Below are 21,985 nucleotides of genomic sequence, written 5' to 3' on the forward strand. Positions count from 1 at the left end.
GGGGGAGGGGAGGAGGGAGGAGCAGCACGCAAGGGGGGAAACACCCGTCCGCATCCGGCGGACGGGTGGACCATCACTTCATCGCAACGGCGTCGGGCGCGGGCGCCTTGTCTTCAGGCTTGGCATCCATCGCGACCACCTTGGCGTTGACCGGCATGCCCGGGAAGAACACCTTCTGCACGCCACTGATGATCACGCGGTCACCGGCGACCAGGCCCTGTTCGACGATCCGCAGGCCCTGGACAACCCGGCCCAGCTTCACGTCGCGGCGCTGGGCTTTGCCTTCCTTGTCGACCACGTAGACGTAGCGGCGATCCTGGTCGGTGAGCACGGCCTTGTCGTCGACCAGCGCGGCCTTGAACTCGCCGCTGCCCAGCAGGCGCACGCGCGCATACAGGCCGGGCGTGAACAGGCGGTCCTTGTTGTCCAGCACCGCGCGGGCGCGGATGGTGCCGGTGCTGCGATCGACCTGGTTGTCCAGGAAGTCGACGGTGCCGGCATGCGGGAAGCCCTGATCGTCGGCCAGCGCGACCTGCACCGGTACCTTGCCGTCACGCTCGCTCGGGCGTTCGCCCTTGCGCGCCATCTCGGCGTAGCGCAGGAACGCGCGCTCGTCGGCATCGAAGTGCACGTGCACCTTGTCCAGCGACACCAGCGTGGTCAGCACGCTGGCGCTGTCGCCGGCGGTGACCAGGTTGCCGGCGGTCACCAGCGCACGGCCGGCGCGGCCGTCGATCGGGGCGCGCACCTGGGTCCATTCCAGGTTGAGGCGGGCCGAGTCCACCGCGGCCTGGGCGGCGGCGACATTTGCCTGCGCCTGGGCGGCGGCGGCGCGACGCTGCTCGTATTCCTCGGTGGAGATGGCCTGCAGTTCGGACAGCTTGCGCGCGCGCTCGGCTTCGCTGCGACCGAGTTCTGCCTGGGTGCGGGCACGTGCCAGCTCGGCCTGCGCGCGTGCCAGATCGGCGCGGTAGCTGCGCGCGTCGATGGTGAAGAGGACATCGCCCTTCTTCACTTCCTGGCCTTCGGTGTAGCTGACGCGATCGATGTAACCGGACACGCGCGGACGCAGCTCGACGTTTTCGATCGCCTCGATGCGGCCACTGAATTCGTCCCATTGGCTGACCGGCTTGATCAGCACCGGGGCGACGCTGACCGAAGGCGGCGGCGGCGCGCCGGCTTCGCTGGCCTGGCCGCCGCTGCAGCCGGCCAGGATGGCCAGCGACAGCGCGCTGGCCGCGCCCAGGGCAAGGAATCGTCGCGTACGCGGAGCGATGTCGATGTACTTGTTCATGGAAGTCTCGTGGGTGGTGGGGAAGGGACAACGGGCGTGAAGCCTAAGACCTGAACTTAAGTTGAGGTCAAGCGGGGGCGGCATCGCCCCAGCGGGAAGCGGGAAAATCGGAAAACAGGGTCCGGGTCGGCGCTTCCGCCAGCTCCTTGGAGTAGGAGACGATCGGGAGCGGCTTGCCGTGACGGCTCAGCAGCGATACCGCGTTGCGTCCGACCGCCAGTGCGTTGGGCCATTCGGCGCAGGCATTTACGGCGTTGGCCGGCGTGCAGATGGGTTTGTCCACCGACAGCAACTGCACCCGCACGCCCATCGCGTGCGCTTCCTCGTGCAGCACCTGCGCCATCATCCGCATGGTCGCCCCGGTGACCGAGGCGTGCCCGTAGCCGGACCAGCCGCGTTCGGCGAACGGACCGCCGACCAGGATGTAGTGCGTGGTGCCGCCAGACTCGGCCAGCAGCGGCAACAGATGCCGGGCCGCCGCCAGGTGCGGAATCACGTCCATCTCCAGCTTGTGGCGCAGCACGTCGCTGGACTTGTCCAGCAGGCGTCCCGCTTCCAGCGGGCTGGTCAGGCTGGCGAACACCGCGCGCAGCGGGCGGCCACGCGCGCGGATGTCCCGCGCCAGCCGCGCCGCATCGTCATCGCTGAAGATGCAGCCGCTGTGCATCAGCTCCAGTCCCGGCTCGTCGCTGAAACGCTCGGCCAGCGCCCGCATGCGCGGTCCTTCGCGCCCGATCGCCAGCACCGGGCTTCCGACTTCGAGCAGCGCGCCGACCACGCCGGCACCGACCGTGCCGGCGGCGCCCAGCACCAGCGCCTGCGGATGCGCGGCGGCTTTCACGACCGGCTCCTGCGCGGACCGGTCAGCAGGGCGCGCTGGCCGAATGCGCGAGCGCGCACCACGGTCGCGGCGCCCGCCTGCATGCGGCGCGGCACGGTGAACTCACGGAAACCCGACACCGGTGGCCGCGGGGACAGGCGCGAACGCGACGCTTCGGTCTGCGTGTCGGCGGACTGTCCCCGGGACCAGCGGCGCCACCAGCCGGCCAACCAACCGGACACGCCGCCGCGCGTGGGGAGGGAGGGGGCGGCGGTACGGTCCGGGTTGGCGGCCTTCTCCGCGTCGGCGGGGGAGGATTCCGACGTGGGGGAAAGTGTGGAACGACGGGGCGGGAGACCGATATCCGGATCCTGCGGCGTGATTGCCCGATCCTGCGGGGCCTGCGCACTGGCCCGGGACGGGATGGTCGCGGCCAGGTTCAGCCGCAGGGGCGCAAGCGCCTGTCCGGCGAGCGCGTGGGCGAGTGTCCCGCTCATGGGATGTTTTCTCCCATGCCCGGGACAATCGTGGACGACAGCCAGAACGTGGCCATCGCAGGCGTCCCGCCGTGACCCGCCTCCACCGTTTCCTGCCGACGGCGGGGACGTAGCCGGATTTCCACGCCAGGCGCGTGCCGACCCAGCGCAAACGACCGCATGGACGAAGTTTCGGGCAGGCGACGAATGGCCAGGGGGAGGCGGGTTGGCGAGGAGAAAAGCATGAGGTCGGTCACTGCGATAGGAGCAGGGCGCCTACCTTATGCCGACAAAGGGGACTTGATTAGTCCAGATTTAGGGGAATAATCATCCCGCTGGCGGTCCAATCCGGACCGACCTCCCCCGGAGTTCCCATGAGCCACGATCTGAACGACACGCTGATCTTCGTCAAGGTGGTCGAGCAGGGCAGCTTCATCGCCGCCGCCAAGACGCTCGGCCTGCCGAAAACCACGGTCAGCCGCAAGGTGCAGGAACTGGAAACGCGCCTGGGCGCGCAGTTGCTGCACCGGACCACCCGCAAGCTCGGCCTCACCGAGGCGGGCAACATCTATTACGAACATTGCCAGCGCATCGCGCGCGAATTGAGCGAGGCCGAGAGCGCGGTCAATCAGTTGCAGGGCGGTCCTCGCGGCTGGCTGCGCTTCACCACGCCGTATTCGATCGGCATCGACAAGATTGCGCCGCTGCTCGGCGAATTCCACGCGCAGTACCCGGAGATCCGGGTGGAGATGCTGCTGAGCAACGAGCCGCTGGATCTGATCGGCGGCGAGATCGATGTCGCCCTGCGGTTGGGCAACCTGCCCGATTCCAACCTGGTCGCACGCCGGCTGGGCGTGCTGCGCACCCAGGTCTACGCGAGCAAGAGCTACCTGGCCCGCTACGGTGAACCACTGGGGCCGGATGATCTGCAGCATCACCGCGCGCTGGCGATGCCCAAGCACCGGCGGGGGGGCGGCAGCTTCTGCTGGACCCTCAACGATGGCAACCAGGACAAGGACTTCGCGATCAATCCGATCCTGATCGCCAACGATCCGGCCGCGCTGAAAGGCGCGCTGCTGTGCGGCGAGGGCTTGATGGTGGCGGCGGACGTGATGGTCAGGCCGTATCTGGAACAGGGCTATGTGCAGCGCGTGCTGGCCGGCTGGACCGGACCGGAGTTCGAGTTCAACGCGGTGTTCCCGCGTGGCCGCATGATGTCGCCGAAAGTGCGTGCGTTCGTCGACTTCCTGGTCGAACGGTTGAAGTTCGACATGGATTACATGATGGAACACTGCCCGGTCTACCTGAAGCAGCAGGCCGAGGCCTGCGCGAGCGCGCTGGCCGAATCGGTGCGCCGCGAGACCGAGGCGGAGGAAGCGGCGGAAATCGCTGACGGCCGCCGTGTGCTGGCCGAAGTGGTGAACTGAGTTCGGCCCTTCCGCGTCGTCGCCATCCACCGGCTAACATGCCGGCGGTGGCGCGACGCCCGCGCCTTGCCCGGAGGCGAACGATGAAGACGTGGATTCCCCTGATCGCGGCACTGCTGCTGGCCGCCTGCAAACCCGCGGCGGAACCGGTACCCGCGGAACCCGCCGCTGCCGACGCCCCGGCCGCGGATGCATCCGCGCAAGCCGCACCGGAGCCGATCGCGCAGACCCATGGCGGCGCGGCCGCGCCGACGCCCACCGCCGCCGGCGAAACCGACGACCATACCGAGGTCAACCGGCGCATCGGCCAGATGCTGGGCGATGCCACCCGCTATGAAACCGCGGTCCTAGCGTTCCAGCAGGCCGTCGCGCAGAAGGATGCCGCCACCGTCGCGGCGATGATCGATTTCCCGTTCAGGGCCACCGTCGGCGGCAAGCCGGCCACCATCAAGGACGCACCCGAATTCATTGCCCAGTACGGTCGCATCGTCACCCCGGAGATGGCGGAAGTGATCGTGCGGCAGCGCTACTCGGACTTGTTCGTCAACGGCAAGGGCGTGATGTTCGGCAGCGGCGAGGCCTGGATCAACGGTATCTGCGTGGACAAGGCCTGCAACTCGTTCAACGTGCGGGTGGTGGCCTTGCAGCCGACCCGGTAGTCCTGACGTAGGAGCGACGTGAGTCGCGACCTTTGCGATTCTCCTGCCTGGAATGTGGTCGCGACTCACGTCGCTCCTGCAAGGCGGCATCCGGAACAAGACAGGGCGGCCATGGCCGCCCTGTTTCGTCGCGCCGGTACATCCCGGCCGCGCTACTCCACTTTCACTTCCACCCGCCGCGCCTCGTCGGCGTTGCCGTTGCCCTCGGTCTGCACCGGTTTGTCCAGCGCGATGCGTTCGGCGGTGACGCCGTTCACCACCAGCCACTGCTGGATGGCCTGGGCGCGCTGCTTGGCCAACTCCTGGTTGGTCGCCAGATCGCCGGTGGCATCATGGAAGCCGGACACCCGCGCCTTGCTTCCGGGCTTGGCATGCAGGCTGCCCAGCACGCTGGCCAGGCGCGCGCTGGCGTCGGCCGGCACCACCGCGGAGCCGACGTCGAAATACACCTTGGCCAGATGATCGTTGGTCAGCTCGGAGACGTGCATCGATTCCGCCGAATGCGCGCTGCCCATCGCCGCACCCGCGCCTCCCTTGAACCAGCCATCCACCGGCAACAGCGGCACCAGCAGCAGGGCGACGATGTTGATGATCTTGATCAGCGGATTGATGGCCGGGCCGGCGGTGTCCTTGTAGGGATCGCCGACGGTATCGCCGGTGACCGCCGCCTTGTGCGCATCGGATCCCTTGCCGCCGTGATGGCCTTCCTCGATGTACTTCTTGGCGTTGTCCCAGGCGCCGCCGCCGGTGCACATCGAGATGGCGACGAACAGGCCGGTGACGATCGTGCCCATCAGCAGGCCGCCCAGCGCGGCCGGTCCCAGCAGCAGGCCGACGATGATCGGGATGATCAGCGGCAGCAGCGAGGGCACGATCATTTCGCGGATCGCCGACTTGGTCAGCAGGTCCACCGCCTTGTCGTACTCGGGCTTGCCGGTGCCTTCCATGATCCCCTTGATCTCGCGGAACTGCCGGCGCACTTCCTCCACCACCGCGCCGGCCGAACGGCCCACCGCCTGCATCGCGAAGGCGCCGAACAGGTACGGAATCAGACCGCCGATCAGCAGGCCGACCACCACCTTGGGATCGTTGATGGCGAAGCTCACCGCGCCTTCGCCGAACTTCTCGCCCAGCTTGTGCGCGTAGTCGGCGAACAGCACCAGCGCGGCCAGTGCGGCCGAACCGATCGCGTAACCCTTGGTCACCGCCTTGGTGGTGTTGCCGACCGCGTCCAGGGCATCGGTGATCCTGCGGATGTCCGGACCCAGTTCACTCATCTCGGCGATGCCGCCGGCGTTGTCGGTGATCGGGCCGTAGGCATCCAGCGCGACCACCATGCCCGCCATCGACAGCATCGCGGTGGCAGCCACCGCCACGCCGTACAGGCCGCCGATCCAGAAGCTGGCGAGGATGGCGATGGCGACCGCGATCACCGGCAGCGCGGTCGACTTCATCGACACCGCCAGGCCGGCGATGATGTTGGTGGCGTGGCCGGTCTCCGAGGCTTTCGCGACCTGCTGCACCGGAGCGTATTCGGTGGCGGTGTAGTACTCGGTGATCACCACCATCGCCGCGGTCAGGACCAGGCCGATGAGCGCGCAGCCGAACAGCGGCATCAGCAGTTCGGCCGCGAACATCGACTTGGTGACGAAGAAGAACGCGATGGCCGCCAGCACGCCGGATACGGCGAGGCCGCGATACAGCGCGTTCATGATCTTGCCGCCTTCGCGCGCCTTGACGAAGAAGGTGCCGATGACCGAAGCGACGATGGATACCGCGCCCAGCACCAGCGGATAGACCACGCCGGCCCAGCCGTAGGTGGCGAAGGAGATGCCGGCGATCAGCATCGCCGCGATCACCGTCACCGCATAGGTTTCGAACAGGTCGGCGGCCATCCCCGCGCAGTCACCGACGTTGTCACCCACGTTGTCGGCGATCACCGCCGGGTTGCGCGGGTCGTCCTCGGGAATGCCGGCTTCGACCTTGCCGACCAGGTCCGCGCCAACGTCGGCGCCCTTGGTGAAGATGCCTCCGCCCAGGCGGGCGAAGATCGAAATCAGCGACGCACCGAAGGCCAGGCCGACCATCGGCTGCAGCGCCGCCTTGATTGCCGCTTCGGTGGGCTGGCCGCTCCAAACCACGAGGAAGTAGCCGGCCACGCCCAGCAGGCCCAGGCCGACCACCAGCAAGCCGGTGACCGCGCCGCCGGTGAAGCTGATCTTCAGCGCTTGGTTCAGGCCGTGGGTGGCGGCCTCGGCCGTGCGCACGTTGGCGCGCACCGAGACGAACATGCCGATGAAACCGGCCACGCCCGACAGCAGCGCGCCGATGGCGAAACCGATGGCGGTGGGCCAGCCCAGCGCGGGCACCAGGCCGATGATCAGGAACAGGATGACGCCGACGATCGCGATGGTGGTGTACTGCCGGCGCAGGTAGGCGCTTGCCCCTTCCTGCACCGCCGCCGCGATTTCCTGCATGCGCGGATTGCCGGCAGGCCGCGAGAGAATCCAGCGTGCCGAGAATATTCCGTAAAGAATTGCCACCGCGGCGCAGACCAGCGACAGCGTCAAACCGTGTTGTTCCAGCATGACCCCTCCCAAGGTTGATGGATGACGTCCGGCGAATGCGTGACCGGTCGAAACCCGGGTGGGGCGGTGATCCCGATGGAGCCTGTCGAACGGGATACAGCCACTGCGGCGGGGCCGCGCGGATACCGACGTGTTCAGACAATCCCTGGAGCAGCCCGAGTATGACCCGAGCCCGGCCCGCCCGCCAACCGCGAGGCGGGGTTCAGGCGGGCCGTGCCAGCCTTGCCCGGTCGTTTTTCCGAGGTTGCCCGATGCGTCCGATTTCCCCCCTCGTGCTGGCCGCCCTCCTGGCCACGACCACCGCCACGCCTGCGTTTGCGGCCGATCCGCAGCCGGAGATCAAGCGGCCCGCCGCCGCCGCCGCCCAGGCGGTGGGTACGGTCCATACCATCCGCCAGATTCCGGAAGCGTGTGCCCGCTTCGAAGGCATGTTCACCGGTGATGCCGCGCAGCCCTACCGCTTCAGCGTGGTCCGGACCAGCGCCCAGTGCCAGCCGCGCGCGCGCCTGCTGGATGCCGCCAAGGCCAAGCCGGACGCGGCGTCGGGCTGGCTGCTCAATGACGTGATCCGGATTCCCAGCGCCGCCTGCGCCTCACAGCAGGCGGTCGTGCGGGTCTGGCGCAAGCCGGTCGCGGTCAGCACGCCGGACAAGGACGGCCAGGGCCAGGCCCGCATCTACCTGGAAGACGCCAGGCAGGACATCGCCGCCGGCAAGATCGCGCAGGCGAAGATCCCGCTGTTCGCCACGGAAATGAAGGTCGAGGGCAAGTGTCCGTAAGGACAGCTGGAAACGCCTTGCCGCAAGAAAAGCGACCTAGCCCATCGGCAAGGTCGCTTTAATTTTGCCCCGGGATGTAGGCCAGCTCACGCGTGGAACGCTGCAAAGCGCGGCAGGAGCAGGGCGGTATCAGGATTACCGCCCGACGTGGCTCACCCTTCCCACTTGGGCAACTTCTGCTTCACCGCCACGTTCTTAAGCGCCACGTACTTGGGCAACCCGTCGCGACCGAATTCGGGATAGGCCTCGCCACGGATTAGCGGCTCCAGGTATTTGCGCGCGGCGGCGGTGATGCCATAGCCGTCCTTGCGCAGGAAGCCGTTCGGCATCTTCTTTTCGTGGTTGGCGACCTTTTCCAGCGGCGCGGCTTCGATCTTCCAGCGATACGGCGCATCGGAAGTGCGCACGATCACCGGCATCACCGCGTTGCGGCCCTTCAGCGCGTACTGCACCGCGGCCTTGCCGACCGCCTGCGCCTGCTCCCAGTCGGTCTTCGAGGCGATGTGGCGGGCCGAGCGCTGCAGGTAGTCGGGCAGGGTCCAGTGGACCTTGAAGCCCAGTTGATCCTTGACCCGGCCGGCCAGGTAGGACGCGACGCCGCCGAGCTGGGTGTGCCCGAACGAATCCTTGCCGCCGCCGGCGTCGGCGACGAAGCGGCCGTCGGCGTACTGGATGCCTTCGCTGGCCACCACCACGCACCAGCCGACCTTGGCGACGACCTTCTTCACCTGCGCCAGGAACGCGGCCTCGTCGTAGGCGCGCTCGGGGAACAGGATGATCTGGGGCGCGTCGTCCGGCGACTGCCCGGCCAGTCCGGCCGCCGCGGCCAGCCAGCCGGCGTGCCGGCCCATGGCCTCGTACACGAACACCTTGGTCGAGGTCTCGGCCATCGCCGCGACGTCCAACGCGGCCTCGCGCACGGATACCGCGGTGTACTTGGCCGCCGAACCGAAGCCGGGGCAGGTGTCGGTCACGGCCAGATCGTTGTCCACCGTCTTGGGCACGCCGATACAGGTCAGTGGGTAGTCGAAGGCCTTGGCCAACTGGGACACCTTGAGCGCGGTGTCGGCCGAGTCGTTGCCGCCGTTGTAGAGGAACCAGCGCACGTCATGGGCCTTGAACACTGCCAGCAGGCGCTCGTAGCGCGCGCGATCGGCTTCCAGCGACTTCAGCTTGACCCGACACGAGCCGAACGCGCCGCCGGGGGTCTGGGCGAGGGCGCGGATGGCTGCCGCCGACTCCTTGCTGGTGTCGATCAGCTCCTCGCGCAGGGCGCCCAGGATGCCGTTGCGGGCCGCCAAGACCTTGATTTTACGGGCGCGGGCTTCGCCGATGACGGCCGCCGCGGTGGCGTTGATGACGGCGGTGACACCGCCGGACTGCGCATAAAGTAGGGTGCCCTGGGTCATGGGGGATTCGTTCCGGGTTGCCTGGATGCGGTAAGCTTCACACAGATGACGCGGTGCAGCGAGGCGCGGTGGATCCCGCCGCCCGGCGCCGCCAGCAGGATTCTAGTTCGGGAGTTACACAATGCGATTGGTTCTACTGGGCCCCCCCGGGTCGGGCAAGGGCACTCAGGCAGCGCGTCTGAAGGAATATCTGCAGGTTCCGCACATTTCCACCGGTGATCTGCTCCGCGCCGAAGTGGCCGCGGGCTCCCCCCTCGGCCTGCAGGCCAAGGAGATCATGGCGCGTGGCGATTTCGTCAGCGACGAGATCCTGCTGGGCATGCTGGAGGACCGGTTCGCCCGTCCGGACACCGCCAACGGTTTCATCCTGGATGGCTATCCCCGCAACCTGGTACAGGCCGATGCCCTGGGCGTGCTGCTGGACAAGATCCGCCAGCCGATGGATTTCGCGGTGCAACTGGAAGTGCCCACCGATCTGCTGGTGGAGCGGATTGCCGGCCGGGCCAAGGCCGAGGGCCGCGACGACGATTCCCCGGAGGTGGTCCGCAATCGCCTGGACAAGTACACCAGCCAGACCGCACCGGTGATCGACTACTACCGCCAGCACGGCCAGTTGACCGTCGTCGACGGCGTGGGCTCGCTGGACGATGTGTTCAGCCGCCTGATCGAGGCGCTGTCGCCGGCCAAGGAAGTCGGCTGAGGCCGGCTTCCGCGGAGTCCGGTTCGCTGCCCGCGCGGCGACCGGCCCGCGCGGGGCGTGGCGCCGGTTTCATCCGGACTCCGGCCCATTCCTGATCCCCGCACCGCGTGCCGGTGCATCACTTCCGCCCGGGTCCGCCCCGTGCCGAAATCCGGGCGCTGGGCTACAGTCTCATCGTTCACCACGGAAGCGTCGTCTTGAAGATCCACATTCTGGGAATCGCCGGTACCTTCATGGGCGGCGTGGCCGCGCTCGCGCGCGAGCTCGGGCATGAGGTCGAAGGCAGCGACCAGGCCATCTATCCGCCGATGTCCACGCAGTTGGAGCAGCTCGGCATCGCGCTCGCGCAGGGCTATCTTCCGCGCAACATTTCCCCGGATTGCGACGAGATCGTGATCGGCAACGCGCTCTCGCGCGGCAACGACGCGGTCGAGACGGTGCTTGACGAGGGACGTCGCTACACCTCCGGCGCGCAGTGGCTGTCCGAGCGGGTATTGCCCGGGCGCGACACGCTCGCGGTGGCCGGCACCCATGGCAAGACCACCACCACGACCATCCTGACCTATCTGCTGGAAGCGGCCGGGCGTTCGCCGGGCTTCCTGATCGGCGGGGTGGCCGAGGATTTCGGTGTATCGGCGCGGGTCGGCCAGGGCCGCGAATTCGTGGTGGAGGCGGACGAGTACGACACCGCCTTCTTCGACAAGCGCAGCAAGTTCGTCCATTACCGCCCGCTGGTGGCGATCCTCAACAACCTGGAATACGACCACGCCGACATCTTTCCCGACGTGGCCGCCATCCAGCGCCAGTTCCACCATCTGGTCCGCACGGTGCCGCGGCGTGGCCGCCTGATCGTCAACGGCGAGGACGAGCGCCTGGCGGAAGTACTGGCAATGGGCTGCTGGACACCGGTGGAACGGTTCGGCTTCGACCCGGCGCTGGAATGGAGCGCGCGCCTGATCCGCGAGGACGGCAGCGCCTTCGCCGTGTGCCACCAGGGGCGTGAACTCGGGGAAGTCCATTGGCCCCTGCTGGGGCGCCACAACGCGCTCAACGGGCTGGCCGCGCTGGCGGCGGTGAACGCGGTCGGCGTGGATCCGGCGTCGGTGATGCCGGCACTGGCGCGCTTCCGCAGCGTCAAGCGACGCCTGGAAGTCATCGGCGAGGCCGATGGCATCACCCTGTACGACGATTTCGCGCATCACCCGACCGCCATCCACACCACCCTGGAAGGATTGCGGGCGAAGGTGGGCGACGCCCGCATCGTGGTGGCGATGGAGCCGCGCAGCAATTCGATGCGGCTGGGCGCGCACGCCGGCGCGCTCGCGCCTTCGCTGGCGCTGGCCGATGCGGTGGTATTCCTGCATCGTCCGGAATTGCCGTGGGATGCCGGCAAGGTGGTCGCGGCGATCCGGGGCGATGCGCGCACGGTGGCGGACGTCGATGCCCTGATTGCCGCGCTGCAGTCGATTGCGCGCCCGGGCGACCACGTGGTGTTCATGTCCAACGGCGGTTTCGACGGCGCACCGCGCCGCTTCCTGGCGGCACTGCGCGAAACCGCGTAGGGTGGACCACGGCCTGCCATTGCATTGATGACCGAGCCACGGCTGGATTCTTCCGGCACGCCACCGTGGACCGTGGCTGATGGAGAACCGATGACCGAAACCCTGCCGCTGTTCCCCCTGCATGCCGTGTTGCTGCCCGGTGCGGGACTGGGTCTGCGGGTGTTCGAGCGGCGTTATCTGGACCTGGTGCGCGACTGCGGGCGGGCCGGGCGCGGTTTCGGGGTCTGCCTGATCCTGGAAGGCGAGGAAGCCGGTCAGCCGGCGGTTCCGGCCGCCCATGGCACCGAGGCGGTGATCGAGGATTTCGATACCGGCCCCGACGGCTTGCTGGCATTGCGCGTGCGTGGCGCGCGCCGGTTCCGGGTGATGCGCACGCGGGTGCGCGACAACGGTCTGGTGGTGGGGGAAGTGCAGTGGTGTGATCCCGATCCCGATGACGAACTGTTGCCGCAACACGGCCTGCTGGCGACGCTGCTGCAGAGCCTGCTCGAACAGGCCGGGGCGGATTTGAACCGGATCACGTCGGCGCAGATGGACAATGCCGCCTGGGTGGGATGGCGGCTGGCCGAACTGCTGCCGCTCAGCGCGCAGCAGCGGGGGATGCTGCTGCAGGAGGACAACCCGCACGCGCGCCTGGATCGGCTGCTCGCGGCGATTGCCTGAGCGTCAGCGCCCGGCGGGTGCCGGCGACGGCGACGAAGGCGTCGCGGCCGCGCCATCGGTGCGCACGCGCAGGACCGGCAGCTGCGATTGCGGATGCGGTTCGATCCGGTGCTGCATCGGCGCGGTGGCCGCGCTGACCGCGTGCAGCGCGGCATCGGCCTCGCGCAGCGGTCGCCATACGCCCACCAGGCGGAATGCCTGCTGGTGCTTCAGCACCTGCGCGCTGCCGATCCACAGGGGCGTGTCGCCGGGTTGCAGCAGGGTATTGGCCGGCCACAGGCGCAGCACGAAGCGAAGGCCGGGCTGCGCCCCATCGCGCACCATCAGCAGGCTTTCGGCGCGGGTGTCCAGGGTTGCCGGCAGCACCGGTTGTTCGGCCGGTGAAAGGTCGGTGTCCAGCAGGTTGAGTGCATCCTGCCAGCCGGCCTGCGGCTGCGCCCGCCAACCGGCGGCTTCCAGTCGCGCCTGCAGCGGCGCCAATGGCCCGGCCACCTGGATGTCCAGCGGCCAGCGCTGCTCGTCGTCGAATTCGTTGCGGCGCGCGGGCAGGCGCTGCCAGCCCTGTTGCCACCAGTCGTCCATGCCCATCGACTGCACGATCACCGGCGTCTCGAACTGCGCCAGCATGCGGTCCACGTTGCGTGGCGCGTGCCAGAGCGCGGCGGCGACGAACGCGCCATAGAACAGCCAGCCCAGCGGGGTGATCCAGAACGAGCGCAACATGCGCCGGCGATAGGCGATGCCCAGCACCAGCAGCCAGACGATGCCGAACAACATGCCGCCGATGATGTCGCTGAGCCAGTGCGCGCCCAGGTAGATGCGGGCGAAGCCGATCAGCGCCACCACGATGCCGGAGACCAGATAGGGCCAGACCCGCTGCCGGCCCGGCAGCTCGCGGGCGATCAGCACGGCGAAGAAGCCGAAGGTGATGGTCGCCATCGTCACCGCGATGGACGGGAAGCCGAAACCGCTGCTGACCGACGGCGGCTTGGGAATGTCGACCGAGGCGCCCAGCCACGCGGTGAGGGCGAGTCCGAACGCCAGCGCGGCCAGCCAGTGCGCGGCGGCCATCCAGCGCCGGCGCCAGCACAGGTAGACCAGCACCAGCAGCGAGGCCGGCGCCAGCACCTGCTCGTCGCCGAGCGAGGCGATCGCCGCCAGCGGCTGATCGGCGAGCGGATTGCGCAGCGCCTGCATCAGTTCGTGCACCGCCAGATCGATGCCCAGCGGTTCGCCGTGGCCGATGACGATGATCAGGAAGGCGAACCACACCCAGACGATCGCCAGCAGCAGGATCGCCAGCAGCGCCAGTGGCACCGATTCGCGGCGCTTGGGATCGAACACCGCGGCCGAGTAGCGGCCCAGCACCGGGTGTGCATGCGACCACGCCAGCGCGCGCGCCAGCAGGGCGTCGGCGTGGGCGGCGAACCAGCGGTAGCTGTACAGCACCAGCGCCCAGGCCAAGGCCAGCACCACCAGCAGCAGGCCCAGCACCAGGCCCAGCCGGCCGGCGACCGCGGCCACCGCGTCGTAGGCATGGCCGAACACCCAGCCCGGCAGCAGGAACAGCGCGGCCCACGACACCGCCGCCAGCAGGCTGGCCGGCAGATAGCGTCTCATCGGCATCCGCAGCATGCCGGCCACCGCCGGCACGAACGGACGGATGGGGCCGACGTAGCGGGCGATCAGGATGCTCTTGATGGCGTTGCGGCGGAACAGCAGTTCGCCCCGATCCAGCAGCTGCGGATAGCGGCTGAACGGCCAGTGCCGACGCAGTTGCGGTCCCCAGCGATGGCCGACCCAGAAGCTGGTGCCGTCGCCGGCCAATGCGCCGATGGCGGCGCAGATGAGGGCGTAGGGCCCGGAGATCTCGCCCAGCCCGATCAGCACGCCGACCGCGAACAGCAGCGGCAGCGCCGGCACGATCGCGCCCAGGATGATCACCGCGTCGCAGAAGGCGATCGCGAAGATCACCGCCCCCGCGGCCACCGGATGTGCGCTGATCCAGGCCAGCAGCGAGTCGAACCAGGACGGATTCATCGGCTGGATTATAGGGGGCGGTTCATGACTGGCATCCCGTCTGATGGGCGTGGACTTTCAACGTGAAACGTGGCTGGCGGCGTGATTCCGGCCCCCGGATCCGACGGTCCGTCCCCGCCGCCGCCGACCCGCCGTCCGGCCGGGGTATCCTGAAAGGCATCTCCTTTCAGCGTCGGACGCAGGACCTCCATGGCCAGCTTGCAGGGCAAGACTCTCTTCATCACCGGCGCGTCGCGCGGCATCGGCCTGGCCATCGCCCTGCGGGCGGCGCGCGATGGCGCCAACGTGGCGATCGCGGCCAAGTCCTCGGTGCCCAATCCCAAACTGCCCGGCACCATCCACAGCGCCGCCCAGGCGGTCACCGAGGCGGGCGGGCAGGGCCTGGCGCTGAAATGCGACATCCGCGAGGAAGACGACGTGCGTGCGGCGGTAGCGGCGACCGTGGACGCATTCGGCGGCATCGACATCCTGGTCAACAACGCCAGCGCGATCTGGCTGGCCGGCGCGCTCGACACGCCGATGAAGCGCTTCGACCTGATGAACCAGGTCAACGCGCGCGGCAGTTTCCTGTGCGCGCAGGCCTGCCTGCCGTACCTGCGCCAGGCGGCCAATCCGCACATCCTGACCCTGGCGCCGCCGCCCTCGCTGGATCCGCGCTGGTGGGCGCCGCACACCGGCTACACCCTGGCCAAGATGGGCATGAGCTTCGTCACCCTGGGCCTGGCCGGCGAGTTCGGTCCGCAGGGCGTGGCGGTCAATGCGCTGTGGCCACGCACCATCATCGCCACCGATGCGTTGAACATGATTCCCGGCGTCGAGATCGCGCGTTGCCGCACCCCGGCCATCGTCGCCGATGCGGTGCACGCGGTGCTGACCCGGCCCGCCGCGGGTTTCCACGGGAATTTCCTGATCGACGAAGCGGTCCTGCGCGAAGCCGGCGTGGAGGACTTCTCCGGCTATGCGGTGGATCCGTCGCAGCCGCTGCTGCCGGATCTGTTCCTGGATCCCTGATGGACTGCATCTTCTGCGCCATCCTCGAAGGTCGTGCGGCGGCCAGCCGGGTGGCCGAGGATGCCGATGTGGTGGCGTTCCTGGATCTGCGCCAGCCGGTGCCGGGGCATGTGCTGGTGGTGCCGCGCATGCATGTGGAGACGATCTACGAACTGGCGCCGGACACCGCCGCCGCGCTGATGCGGATGGCGGTGCGGATCGCGCGGGCCCTGCGCGCGGAGTTCGATCCGCCGGGCCTGAACCTGTGGCAGTCCAACGGCCACGCCGGCGGCCAGGAAGTGCCGCACGTGCATCTGCACGTGCAGCCGCGCCAGCATCGCGATGGCCTGTTCCGGATGTATCCGCAGGGCCTGCCCGTGCCCGCCGCGCGCGCCACGCTGGATGCGCTGGCCGCGCGCCTGCGCCCGCATTGCGACATCGCCTCCTGAAGTTGAAGTTTCGGACCGATTTTCCAGAATGTCTTTCCACCGGAGCATTCCGATGACCGCTGACGCTTCCTCCATCCGGCAAGGCCTGATCCTGATCCGCTGCGTCCTGGCCGCATTGCTGTTCATCCACGGCGCGGCCCGCCTGGGCGCGGGCGGCGTGGTGCCGTTCGGCCAGTTCCTGGACGCACGGGGATTCCCGTTCGGCGCGGGCATCGCCTGGTTCATTACCGTGTTCGAACTGTCCGCTACCCTGTTGCTGGCGTGGGGCCGCTGGGTCACCCCGCTGGCACTGGTATTCGGTGCCATCTACGCCTGCGGCATCTGGCTGGTGCACGCGCAAGAAGGCTGGTTCGTGGTGGGCCTGGGCCGCAACGGCATGGAGTACAGCGTGCTGATCCTGGCCTGCCTGCTCGGGCTGGCCTGGGCCTACCGGCCCCGGCGTTCCCGGCTGTCTGCCGATGCCGTCCACTGAGATGTTGCCCGCTGATCCGATTCAACGATTCAAGAGAACGACATGAAATATCTGCACGCGATGATCCGCGTCCACGACCTGGACGCGACCAGCAAATTCTTCACCGAGGGCCTGGGCCTGAAGGAAACCCGGCGCATGGACAACGAGGCCGGCAAGTTCACCCTGGTCTATTTCGGGGCGCCGGCCAACCCGGAGTCGGAAATCGAGCTCACCTACAACTGGGGTTCGGACGAGGACTACGGCAGCGCCCGCAACTTCGGCCATCTGGCCTTCGAGGTCGACGACATCTACGCCACCTGCGCGCACCTGCAGTCGCTGGGCATCGCCATCAACCGCCCGCCGCGCGACGGCCGCATGGCCTTCGTGCGCACGCCGGATCTGATCTCCATCGAACTGTTGCAGAAGGGGGCTGCGCTGCCGCCGCAGGAGCCGTGGACTTCGATGGCGAACGTCGGCGTATGGTGAACGCCACAACGATGGCGGTCGCCGCGACGCGGGGAGCGCACTTGGATTCGCCATCGAGATCGGGGAAGCTGTGATCCCGCGATGACATGACGGATCCCCGATGAGCCTGGCGCTGCTGGTGATTGATGTGCAACGTGGTTTGTTCGAGACGGAGCCGCCGCCCGCGGATGCCGGGCACGTCGTTTCCCGCATCAACGATCTGGCCGCGCGGGCGCGCGCGAAGGGCGTGCCGGTGATCTATATCCAGCACGAACACGCCGGCGGCATGGAAGCCGAGTCGCCAGGTTGGCAGTTGGATCCGAGGCTGGACGTGGAGGCTGGCGATCGGCGCATCCGCAAGAGCACGCCGGATTCGTTCCTGCGCACCGGCCTGGATGAAGTGCTGGCGTTCCTCGGGGTGGAGGAACTGGTGCTGTGCGGCTATGCCACCGAGTTCTGCGTGGATACCACCACCCGCAGCGCCGCCGCGCACGGATACGCGGTGACGCTGGCCGCCGATGCCCACACCACCCACGACAAGCCGCATGCGAGCGCGGCGCAGATTCGTACCCACCACAACGCCACCCTGCCGGACATCACCAGTTTCGGCACCCGGATCCAGGCCTTGCCGGCGGGGCAGATCCTGTTCGCCTGAAACCGGCGGGACCCGGTGCCGGCTGGCGCCGCCCGGGTCCCCGTCCTGCGCGCGGATCAGCGACAATGACGGACTCGCACATCCCGTCCGCCGCCGCCATGACCGCCAGCCCCGCGTCCGAACTGCTCGCCAAGGGCAAGCAGTACTACCTGCCCATCTACCGCCAGCGCGAGCTCGTGCTCGAACGCGGCCAGGGCGCGCGCATCTGGGACAGCGAGGGCCGCGAGTACGTCGATCTGTCCGCGGGCATCGCCGTGTGCGGCCTGGGCCACAATGATCCGGACCTGGTGGCGGCGCTGGTCGCGCAGGCCGGCAAGCTGTGGCACACCAGCAACGTCTTCCACAGCGAGCCGCCGCTGCGGCTGGCCGAGGAACTGGTCGCGTCCTCGCGCTTCGCCAGCCGCGTGTTCCTATGCAATTCCGGCGCCGAGGCCAACGAAGCGGCGATCAAGCTGGTCCGCAAGTGGGCCGCCGGCCAGGGCCGGACGCCGGACAAGCGCGTCATCGTGACCTTCCGCGGCAGCTTCCATGGCCGCACCCTGGCCACGGTCACCGCGACCGCGCAGCCGAAGTACCAGGAAGGCTACGAACCGCTGCCCGGCGGCTTCCGCTACGTCGATTTCAACGACCTCACCCAGCTGGAAATCGCGATGGCCGCCGGCGACGTGGCCGCGGTGATGCTGGAGCCGGTGCAGGGCGAAGGCGGAGTGATGCCGGCCGCGCCCGGATTCCTGAGCGCGGTGCGCGAGCTGTGCGATCACCACGGCGCGCTGCTGGTGCTGGATGAGATCCAGTCCGGCATGGGCCGCACCGGCACCCTGTTCGCGCACTGGCAGGACGGGGTCACGCCGGACATCGTCACCCTGGCCAAGGCGCTGGGCGGCGGCTTCCCGATTGGCGCCATGCTGGCCGGCCCGAAGGTGGCCGAGGCCATGCAGTTCGGCGCCCACGGCACTACCTTCGGTGGCAATCCGCTGGCCGCGGCGGTCGCGCGTGTCGCATTGCGCAAGCTGGCAGCGCCGGCCATCGCCAACAACGTGGCGCGCCAGTCGGCGGCGTTGCGCAAGGCGTTGGCCGGGATCGATGCCGAACTGGGCCTGTTCTCGCTGGTGCGTGGTCGTGGCCTGATGCTGGGCGCGGTGCTCAAGCCGGCCTACGCCGGACGCGCCAGCGAAATCCTCGACCATGCCGCCGCCCAGGGTGTGCTGCTGCTGCAGGCCGGCCCGGACGTGCTGCGCTTCGTGCCGGCGCTGAACATCAGTGACGAGGAGTTGGCCGAGGGCTGCAGGCGCCTGCATGCGGCGCTGCGCCAGTTTGCCGGGAAATAACGGCAAATGCAGGAGCGACGCCAGTCGCGACCGCCGACCTGGAACGTCCTTGGAACGCGCCTTGAACGGGACCGGACATGTGCAGGCACGGGCGGTGCCGCCGGGAGTCCGTCCCGCCGGCAGGTATTGACGTGATGGAAGCTGTCCGGATGCCGTGTATATCGCGGTCGCGACCGACGTCGCTCCTACAATCCAGCAGGCGTCAGGCCAGCCGGTAGCGCTTGAAGACCTGCCGCAGGCTCGCCGCGTCGCTGACGGTCTCGGCATGCAGGCCCACGCCGCGCGCGCCCTGGACGTTGGCGAACACGTCATCGACGAACAGCGTGCGCGCGGCATCCCAGCCCAACCGTTCCATCGCCAGCGTGTAGATCCTCGGCTCGGGCTTGCGCAGCTGCAGCGCGCCGCTGCACAGCACACGGCCCTCGATGCGTGGATGGATCGGCGCGACGATGCGCGGGATGGCCTGCGACATCAGCAGGCCGTTGTTGGTGAGCACGCCCAGTTCCAGAGCGGGATCCAGGGCGAGAATCTGTTCCAGCACCGCCGCATCGGCATGGCTGCCGGCCATCCGTGAGGCGATCCAGGTGTCCTCGTCGATCGCCCGGGCAATGCCTTCGCCCAGGCGTGACAGGTACAGCGCCGTGCTGATCCGGCCGCCGTCGTATTCGGTTTCCAGCCCGGAGGTGAACAGCACCTCGCGCACGCGTTCGTGCTCGGCGCCGGCGTAACCGGCGAGGTGGGCGATGCGCTGCTCGTGATGGTAGTGCGCCAGGACCCCGTCGAAGTCGAACAGGATCCGCTCGATGCGCGGCGGCACCATCATCCCGCCGCGACCACCTTGAACGCCTCGCGCGCGGCGGCGATGGTCTGCTCGATGATCGCCGGATCGTGCGCGCTGGACATGAAGCCGGCCTCGAACGCCGACGGCGCAAGGAACACGCCGCGCTCCAGCATCGCGTGGAAGAAGCGGTTGAACGCGCCGATGTCGCAGGCCACCGCCTGCGCATAGGTGTCCACGTACTGATCGGTGAAGAACATGCCGAACATGCCGCCGACGCGGGTGGTGGTGAATGGGACGCCAGCGTCGCGCGCCGCCGCTTCCAGGCCATCGCACAGCGCGTTCGTCGCGTCCGTCAGTCCGGCATGGAAGCCCGGCGCCTGGATCAGTTCCAGCATCGCCAGGCCGGCGGCCATCGCCACCGGATTGCCGCTGAGCGTGCCGGCCTGGTAGATCGGGCCGGCCGGAGCGATCTGCGACAGCAGTTCGCGACGGCCACCGTAGGCCCCGACCGGCATGCCGCCGCCGATGACCTTGCCGAAGGTGCTCAGGTCGGGCGTGATGCCGTAGTGCGCCTGCGCGCCACCGAGGGCGACGCGGAAGCCGGTCATCACTTCGTCGAAAATCAACAGCGCGCCATGCTGTGTGCACAGCGCGCGCAGGTGCTGCAGGTAGCCCTCGCGCGGCGGCAGGCAGTTGGCGTTGCCGACCACCGGTTCGATGATGAGGCAGGCGATTTCCGGTCCGTACTGTTCAAACAGCGCGGTCGCGCCATCGAAATCGTTGTAGCTCAGGGTCAGGGTCAGCTCGCTCAGGCCCGCCGGCACGCCCGGCGAGGTCGGCACGCCGAGGGTCAGCATGCCGCTACCGGCCTTGACCAGGAACGAATCGCCGTGTCCGTGGTAGCAGCCTTCGAACTTGACGATCCGGTTGCGGCCGGTGGCGCCGCGCGCCAGCCGGATCGCCGACAGCGTGGCCTCGGTGCCGGAGTTGACCATGCGCACCATCTCGCAGGACGGCACCAGCCGGGTGATGGTTTCGGCCATGGTGACCTCGGCCGGGCACGGTGCGCCGAACGACAGGCCGTTCTGGATGGCGGCCTGCACCGCCTCGCGCACCGCCGGATGGTTGTGGCCGACGATCATCGGTCCCCATGAACCCACGTAGTCGATGTAGCGGTTGCCATCCACGTCGTACAGGAATGCGCCGTCGGCGCGCTGCACGAAGAAGGGCTCGCCGCCGACCGACTTGAACGCGCGCACGGGCGAGTTGACGCCACCGGGGAGCAGTTGCTGGGCGCGGGAGAACAGGGCGTGGGACTGATCGTGGTTCATCTGGGTTCCAAACAGGCGGGAAGGCGTCCGGTGGGAGCGGCCTGGGCCGCGAAGGAACGCCGGGAAAGCTGCATCGCGACGGGCGTCGCTCCCACAGCCGCGCGCCGGCTAGCCGGCAAAGCCCCGACGGTAGGCGCGCACCGCGCCGACAGGGTCGACGGCGTCGAAGACGCCGCCGATGACCGCCACCAGATCGGCGCCGGCGGCGGCCAGCGCAGGCGTATTGTCCGGGGTTATGCCGCCTATCGCCACCCGGGGCACGCCGAGGCCGGCGGCGTCGGTCAGCAGCGCCGGCGACGCCCGCCGGGTGGTGGCCTTGCTGCGGGTCGGGAAGAATGCGCCGAAGGCGACGTAGCTGGCGCCGGCCGAGACCGCGCGACGGGCGCGGTCCAGGTCGTCGTAGCAGGAGGCGCCGACGATGGCGGCCGTGCCCAAGTGCGCGCGCGCGGCGGCCAGATCGCCGTCGTCCTCGCCCAGGTGCACGCCGGCCGCGCCCACGGCAACGGCCAGTTCGACGTCGTCGTTGATGATCAGCGGAACCCCGGCCTGCGCGCACAGCGCCTGCAGGGCACGGGCCTGTTCCCGCCTGAGCGCGGCGTCGGCACCCTTCTGCCGGTACTGCAGCCAGGTGACGCCCTCGTCGAGCAGGGGCGCGACCCGCGCGAGCAGGCGCGCGGTGTCGGGCTCCTCGGGAGTGATCAGGTAGAGGCCGCGCGGCGGTTGGTCGCGGGCCGAGCCTTCCGGCCAGGGGGAATTCATCGGCGAAACTTCCGGTGCGGGAGCGGGAGTGGGACAATCAACGGCCCACCCGCACGCATTATCCGATGACCGACGCCACCGCCACCACCTACCGCACCTGGATGTGCGTGGTCTGCGGCTTCCTCTACGACGAAGCGGCCGGCTTGCCGGAAGAAGGCATCGCGCCCGGCACGCGTTGGGAGGATATTCCCGACACTTGGACCTGCCCGGACTGCGGCGTGACCAAGGATGACTTCGAGATGGTCGAAGTGCCGTAGAGCCGGGCTCGCCCGGGTCCCGGGATGGAGGGCAGGAAAGGCGGCGTCCAGGGCAGCGGAGCAAGCTCCGCTCCACGCGGATGCGCTGACTCCCGTCAGAAG

General features: G+C 68.7%; 22 protein-coding genes and 1 pseudogene. 13 read left to right on the plus strand and 10 right to left on the minus strand.

Features of this window, described 5'->3' with window-relative positions; translation table 11 throughout:
• Positions 1-73 precede the first annotated feature (73 nt).
• From AC3DE2_RS01570 to AC3DE2_RS01580, 3 genes are all read right to left on the minus strand, one after another.
• Positions 74-1,294, minus strand: a complete 1,221-nt coding sequence (locus tag AC3DE2_RS01570; protein WP_295376486.1) for an efflux RND transporter periplasmic adaptor subunit — start codon at positions 1,292-1,294, stop codon at positions 74-76.
• Between the two features lie 67 nt (positions 1,295-1,361).
• Entirely contained in the window at positions 1,362-2,135 is a 774-nt protein-coding gene (locus AC3DE2_RS01575; RefSeq protein WP_295376488.1) for a Rossmann-fold NAD(P)-binding domain-containing protein, read from the minus strand.
• Complete coding sequence (locus AC3DE2_RS01580; protein ID WP_295376490.1) at positions 2,132-2,611, minus strand: hypothetical protein; 480 nt, start codon at positions 2,609-2,611, stop codon at positions 2,132-2,134. Before AC3DE2_RS01580 ends, AC3DE2_RS01575 begins: the two co-directional genes overlap by 4 nt.
• Before the next feature lie 353 nt (positions 2,612-2,964).
• On the opposite strand from AC3DE2_RS01580, the gene AC3DE2_RS01585 reads away from it, so the two are divergent.
• Positions 2,965-4,017: a LysR family transcriptional regulator gene (locus AC3DE2_RS01585; protein ID WP_488424785.1), complete on the plus strand. Its 1,053-nt coding sequence runs from the start codon at positions 2,965-2,967 to the stop codon at positions 4,015-4,017.
• An 83-nt stretch (positions 4,018-4,100) separates the two neighbouring features.
• Complete coding sequence (locus AC3DE2_RS01590) at positions 4,101-4,676, plus strand: hypothetical protein (protein WP_488424787.1); 576 nt, start codon at positions 4,101-4,103, stop codon at positions 4,674-4,676.
• Positions 4,677-4,828: 152 nt separating this feature from the next.
• Here AC3DE2_RS01590 and AC3DE2_RS01595 read toward each other — a convergent pair whose 3' ends face one another.
• Positions 4,829-5,191 carry an OmpA family protein gene (locus tag AC3DE2_RS01595; RefSeq protein WP_488425234.1) on the minus strand — a complete coding sequence of 121 codons (363 nt, stop codon included), beginning with the start codon at positions 5,189-5,191 and terminating at the stop codon, positions 4,829-4,831.
• A gap of 39 nt (positions 5,192-5,230) precedes the next feature.
• Positions 5,231-7,264: pseudogene (locus AC3DE2_RS01600) on the minus strand (sodium-translocating pyrophosphatase); the annotation flags it as partial.
• A gap of 251 nt (positions 7,265-7,515) precedes the next feature.
• Here AC3DE2_RS01600 and AC3DE2_RS01605 point away from each other — a divergent pair.
• Positions 7,516-8,043: a hypothetical protein gene (locus tag AC3DE2_RS01605; protein ID WP_488424788.1), complete on the plus strand. Its 528-nt coding sequence runs from the start codon at positions 7,516-7,518 to the stop codon at positions 8,041-8,043.
• Positions 8,044-8,195: 152 nt separating this feature from the next.
• Here AC3DE2_RS01605 and AC3DE2_RS01610 read toward each other — a convergent pair whose 3' ends face one another.
• Positions 8,196-9,452 (minus strand): 6-phosphofructokinase, encoded by a 1,257-nt coding sequence (locus AC3DE2_RS01610; protein ID WP_295376498.1) that lies wholly within the window; start codon positions 9,450-9,452, stop codon positions 8,196-8,198.
• 121 nt (positions 9,453-9,573) lie between these two features.
• Between AC3DE2_RS01610 and AC3DE2_RS01615 the strand changes: the two genes are divergently transcribed.
• From AC3DE2_RS01615 to AC3DE2_RS01625, 3 genes are all read left to right on the plus strand, one after another.
• A complete protein-coding gene (locus tag AC3DE2_RS01615) occupies positions 9,574-10,152 on the plus strand; it encodes an adenylate kinase (RefSeq protein WP_295376499.1) in 579 nt (192 codons plus the stop codon).
• A 197-nt stretch (positions 10,153-10,349) separates the two neighbouring features.
• Positions 10,350-11,714, plus strand: coding sequence for a UDP-N-acetylmuramate:L-alanyl-gamma-D-glutamyl-meso-diaminopimelate ligase (gene mpl, locus AC3DE2_RS01620; RefSeq protein ID WP_488424790.1), 1,365 nt, complete (start codon positions 10,350-10,352; stop codon positions 11,712-11,714).
• Between the two features lie 90 nt (positions 11,715-11,804).
• A complete protein-coding gene (locus tag AC3DE2_RS01625) occupies positions 11,805-12,377 on the plus strand; it encodes an LON peptidase substrate-binding domain-containing protein (protein WP_488424791.1) in 573 nt (190 codons plus the stop codon).
• 3 nt (positions 12,378-12,380) lie between these two features.
• On the opposite strand, the gene AC3DE2_RS01630 is transcribed toward AC3DE2_RS01625, so the two are convergent.
• The gene (locus AC3DE2_RS01630) at positions 12,381-14,417 is read right to left on the minus strand and encodes a bifunctional DedA family/phosphatase PAP2 family protein (RefSeq protein ID WP_488424793.1); all 2,037 of its coding nucleotides are present in this window, start codon (positions 14,415-14,417) and stop codon (positions 12,381-12,383) included.
• A 189-nt stretch (positions 14,418-14,606) separates the two neighbouring features.
• On the opposite strand from AC3DE2_RS01630, the gene AC3DE2_RS01635 reads away from it, so the two are divergent.
• From AC3DE2_RS01635 to AC3DE2_RS01660, 6 genes are all read left to right on the plus strand, one after another.
• The gene (locus AC3DE2_RS01635) at positions 14,607-15,428 is read left to right on the plus strand and encodes an SDR family oxidoreductase (RefSeq protein WP_440471902.1); all 822 of its coding nucleotides are present in this window, start codon (positions 14,607-14,609) and stop codon (positions 15,426-15,428) included.
• Entirely contained in the window at positions 15,428-15,856 is a 429-nt protein-coding gene (locus AC3DE2_RS01640) for an HIT family protein (protein ID WP_488424794.1), read from the plus strand. The genes AC3DE2_RS01635 and AC3DE2_RS01640 overlap by 1 nt, the downstream gene beginning before the upstream one ends.
• A 52-nt stretch (positions 15,857-15,908) precedes the next feature.
• On the plus strand, positions 15,909-16,328 hold the full coding sequence (locus AC3DE2_RS01645) for a DoxX family protein (protein ID WP_295376505.1): 420 nt from the start codon (positions 15,909-15,911) through the stop codon (positions 16,326-16,328).
• 42 nt (positions 16,329-16,370) lie between these two features.
• Positions 16,371-16,793, plus strand: a complete 423-nt coding sequence (locus AC3DE2_RS01650) for a VOC family protein (RefSeq protein ID WP_295376506.1) — start codon at positions 16,371-16,373, stop codon at positions 16,791-16,793.
• 100 nt (positions 16,794-16,893) lie between these two features.
• The gene (locus AC3DE2_RS01655) at positions 16,894-17,427 is read left to right on the plus strand and encodes a cysteine hydrolase family protein (protein ID WP_295376507.1); all 534 of its coding nucleotides are present in this window, start codon (positions 16,894-16,896) and stop codon (positions 17,425-17,427) included.
• Between the two features lie 98 nt (positions 17,428-17,525).
• On the plus strand, positions 17,526-18,755 hold the full coding sequence (locus tag AC3DE2_RS01660; RefSeq protein ID WP_488425235.1) for an acetylornithine transaminase: 1,230 nt from the start codon (positions 17,526-17,528) through the stop codon (positions 18,753-18,755).
• 202 nt (positions 18,756-18,957) lie between these two features.
• On the opposite strand, the gene AC3DE2_RS01665 is transcribed toward AC3DE2_RS01660, so the two are convergent.
• The 3 genes from AC3DE2_RS01665 to thiE all read right to left on the minus strand — a co-directional run bounded on the left by AC3DE2_RS01665 (position 18,958) and on the right by thiE (position 21,626).
• The gene (locus tag AC3DE2_RS01665) at positions 18,958-19,575 is read right to left on the minus strand and encodes an HAD-IA family hydrolase (RefSeq protein WP_488425236.1); all 618 of its coding nucleotides are present in this window, start codon (positions 19,573-19,575) and stop codon (positions 18,958-18,960) included.
• Positions 19,575-20,867 (minus strand): glutamate-1-semialdehyde 2,1-aminomutase, encoded by a 1,293-nt coding sequence (hemL, locus tag AC3DE2_RS01670; protein WP_488424796.1) that lies wholly within the window; start codon positions 20,865-20,867, stop codon positions 19,575-19,577. Before hemL ends, AC3DE2_RS01665 begins: the two co-directional genes overlap by 1 nt.
• 108 nt (positions 20,868-20,975) lie before the next feature.
• On the minus strand, positions 20,976-21,626 hold the full coding sequence (gene thiE / locus AC3DE2_RS01675; protein WP_488424798.1) for a thiamine phosphate synthase: 651 nt from the start codon (positions 21,624-21,626) through the stop codon (positions 20,976-20,978).
• A gap of 65 nt (positions 21,627-21,691) precedes the next feature.
• Here thiE and AC3DE2_RS01680 point away from each other — a divergent pair, with 65 nt between their 5' ends.
• The gene (locus AC3DE2_RS01680; protein ID WP_295376518.1) at positions 21,692-21,883 is read left to right on the plus strand and encodes a rubredoxin; all 192 of its coding nucleotides are present in this window, start codon (positions 21,692-21,694) and stop codon (positions 21,881-21,883) included.
• Positions 21,884-21,985: the final 102 nt, after the last annotated feature.

The organism is Pseudoxanthomonas sp. 68-E7, from assembly GCF_057773145.1.

Bases quoted from the DNA above. Each gene is read 5' to 3' on its own strand.
- hemL (WP_488424796.1), bottom strand. From the start codon at position 20,867: ATGAACCACGATCAGTCCCACGCCCTGTTCTCCCGCGCCCAGCAACTG.
- AC3DE2_RS01680 (WP_295376518.1), top strand. From the start codon at position 21,692: ATGACCGACGCCACCGCCACCACCTACCGCACCTGGATGTGCGTGGTC.
- AC3DE2_RS01640 (WP_488424794.1), top strand. From the start codon at position 15,428: ATGGACTGCATCTTCTGCGCCATCCTCGAAGGTCGTGCGGCGGCCAGC.
- AC3DE2_RS01580 (WP_295376490.1), bottom strand. From the start codon at position 2,611: ATGAGCGGGACACTCGCCCACGCGCTCGCCGGACAGGCGCTTGCGCCC.
- AC3DE2_RS01590 (WP_488424787.1), top strand. From the start codon at position 4,101: ATGAAGACGTGGATTCCCCTGATCGCGGCACTGCTGCTGGCCGCCTGC.
- AC3DE2_RS01615 (WP_295376499.1), top strand. From the start codon at position 9,574: ATGCGATTGGTTCTACTGGGCCCCCCCGGGTCGGGCAAGGGCACTCAG.
- AC3DE2_RS01610 (WP_295376498.1), bottom strand. From the start codon at position 9,452: ATGACCCAGGGCACCCTACTTTATGCGCAGTCCGGCGGTGTCACCGCC.
- AC3DE2_RS01645 (WP_295376505.1), top strand. From the start codon at position 15,909: ATGACCGCTGACGCTTCCTCCATCCGGCAAGGCCTGATCCTGATCCGC.
- AC3DE2_RS01625 (WP_488424791.1), top strand. From the start codon at position 11,805: ATGACCGAAACCCTGCCGCTGTTCCCCCTGCATGCCGTGTTGCTGCCC.
- AC3DE2_RS01585 (WP_488424785.1), top strand. From the start codon at position 2,965: ATGAGCCACGATCTGAACGACACGCTGATCTTCGTCAAGGTGGTCGAG.
- AC3DE2_RS01650 (WP_295376506.1), top strand. From the start codon at position 16,371: ATGAAATATCTGCACGCGATGATCCGCGTCCACGACCTGGACGCGACC.
- AC3DE2_RS01570 (WP_295376486.1), bottom strand. From the start codon at position 1,294: ATGAACAAGTACATCGACATCGCTCCGCGTACGCGACGATTCCTTGCC.
- AC3DE2_RS01655 (WP_295376507.1), top strand. From the start codon at position 16,894: ATGAGCCTGGCGCTGCTGGTGATTGATGTGCAACGTGGTTTGTTCGAG.
- AC3DE2_RS01660 (WP_488425235.1), top strand. From the start codon at position 17,526: ATGACCGCCAGCCCCGCGTCCGAACTGCTCGCCAAGGGCAAGCAGTAC.
- thiE (WP_488424798.1), bottom strand. From the start codon at position 21,626: ATGAATTCCCCCTGGCCGGAAGGCTCGGCCCGCGACCAACCGCCGCGC.
- AC3DE2_RS01595 (WP_488425234.1), bottom strand. From the start codon at position 5,191: ATGGGCAGCGCGCATTCGGCGGAATCGATGCACGTCTCCGAGCTGACC.
- AC3DE2_RS01630 (WP_488424793.1), bottom strand. From the start codon at position 14,417: ATGAATCCGTCCTGGTTCGACTCGCTGCTGGCCTGGATCAGCGCACAT.
- AC3DE2_RS01665 (WP_488425236.1), bottom strand. From the start codon at position 19,575: ATGGTGCCGCCGCGCATCGAGCGGATCCTGTTCGACTTCGACGGGGTC.
- AC3DE2_RS01605 (WP_488424788.1), top strand. From the start codon at position 7,516: ATGCGTCCGATTTCCCCCCTCGTGCTGGCCGCCCTCCTGGCCACGACC.
- AC3DE2_RS01635 (WP_440471902.1), top strand. From the start codon at position 14,607: ATGGCCAGCTTGCAGGGCAAGACTCTCTTCATCACCGGCGCGTCGCGC.